General features: G+C 41.6%; 1 protein-coding gene. It reads right to left on the reverse strand.

From position 1 onward, the window contains the following. Nucleotides 1-253: 253 nt before the first annotated feature. On the reverse strand, nucleotides 254-607 hold the full coding sequence (locus PL9631_RS25590) for a pepsin/retropepsin-like aspartic protease family protein (protein WP_083624805.1): 354 nt from the start codon (nucleotides 605-607) through the stop codon (nucleotides 254-256). Nucleotides 608-618 lie beyond the last annotated feature (11 nt).

Consider the following 618-nt stretch of genomic DNA (forward strand, 5'->3'; position numbering starts at 1 on the left):
TCTTTATCTGCATAAGACATTGAATTGCTCCTTAGTGAACTATTCCCTCAGCAAGCACTACCTTACTACAAATCCGTAACTAATGCTGCGTGAACTAAGGTTGATTCACAGATTCTACTCAAATTTGATTTTGGATGAGCGGTTGTTGATTGATCCAGTGGTTTCTTGATAGAAAAATTAACAAGTGGCTCAAACCTTTACACCGAAAAGGTTTTACTGGCAACCTTGCGGCTCGTGTCAATTAAGTTGATTGCTACTCTCTTGGACAAATCTCAAAAGCCAAATCGTGACCATAAAAGCAAACATTAAACTCCGCAAAAAAATTCATGTGTCCAAGAATCACTGGTACATCATTTAATTGAGTCCAAGCAAACGCCAATAGCACAGGCGCGAAAGACGCAACTGAACCAGAAACCACCAAGCCCCGCGCTTCATTACTTGCTAAATTTCCACTCATCGGAATCGTCACATTTTGCTCCTCCCAGATACCCCCTAATTGCAGACCAATTTCATAGGGCAAAACATTAACACTCGCCCCTGTATCCAACAGAGCCATCACTTCCACAGAGCGATCGCCTAATGTTAGTATTAAAGGAATATAGGGCATAACTAGCCATC

Origin of the sequence: Planktothrix paucivesiculata PCC 9631, assembly GCF_900009265.2 — a bacterium.
GTDB lineage: Bacteria > Cyanobacteriota > Cyanobacteriia > Cyanobacteriales > Microcoleaceae > Planktothrix > Planktothrix paucivesiculata.